Here is a 971-nt window from a genome sequence, read left to right on the forward strand (position 1 = left end):
GCGCGGCGCTGGGCCTTCCAGGCCGAGGCCGACAACAACGGCACGGAGGAATCGGGCCGCTACCGCGCTGGCGGCACGGTGCGCTGGCTCAGCCCCTTGGGCATCGGCGACAACCTCGATGCGCGCCTGCTGCTGTCCAACAGCAACGAGCTGCAGTTCGGCCGGCTCTCGTACGAGGCGCCGATCGGCACCAGCGGCTTGCGCGCGGGCATGGGCGTGGCGCGGGTGAACTACGAGCTCGGCGGGCAGTTCGAGCCGCTGGACGCGCACGGCGTGGCCGACGTGTACGACATCTCGCTGAATTATCCGCTGATCCGCCAGCGCCAGCAGAACCTGTTCCTCCGCCTGTCGATGGACCGCAAGGACCTGACCGACGAGTACCGCGCGGTCGATGTCACCTCGCACAAGCGCGTCCAGGGCGTCGGGCTGGGCTGGACCTGGGAGCGGCGCGACGAGCTGTTCGGCGGCGGCTACACCGCCAGCTCGGGCAACTTCTACCGCGGCGACCTGACCCTGCTCGACCCGACCAGCTTCCTGAACGACAAGCTGGAGGCCGGGCACAACACCGAGGGCGACTTCACCAAGCTGACGGCGCAGATCTCGCGGCTGCAGGCGATCATCCCGCGCCATTCGTTCTACGTCTCCGTGGGCGGGCAGTGGGCCAGCAAGAACCTGGACTCCTCGGAGAAGCTGGCACTCGGCGGCGCGCGCGCGGTGCGGGCCTATCCCTCGGGCGAAGTGCTGGTCGACCAGGGCGTGATCGGCACGGTCGAATGGCGCTGGTCGTACAACGACGAGTTCACGCCCTTCCTGTTCTACGACGCGGCGCGCGGCAAGACCGTCAAGGGCCCGACCATCTTCGACGGCGCCAACTGGCACAGCCTGCGCGGCGGCGGCTTCGGCGTCACATGGTCGCGCCCCGGCAACTTCTCCATCAACGCCACCCTCGCATGGCGCGACGGCACGCCGCC

1 protein-coding gene is annotated in these 971 nt (G+C 69.4%); it reads left to right on the top strand.

Annotation, left to right across the window (positions count from 1 at the left end; translation table 11 throughout):
• On the top strand, positions 1–971 hold a 971-nt coding region (locus tag HB681_RS37610), incomplete at both ends, for a ShlB/FhaC/HecB family hemolysin secretion/activation protein (protein WP_275946436.1).

It is taken from the genome of Variovorax sp. dw_954 (assembly GCF_018449755.1).
Lineage (GTDB): Bacteria > Pseudomonadota > Gammaproteobacteria > Burkholderiales > Burkholderiaceae_C > Variovorax.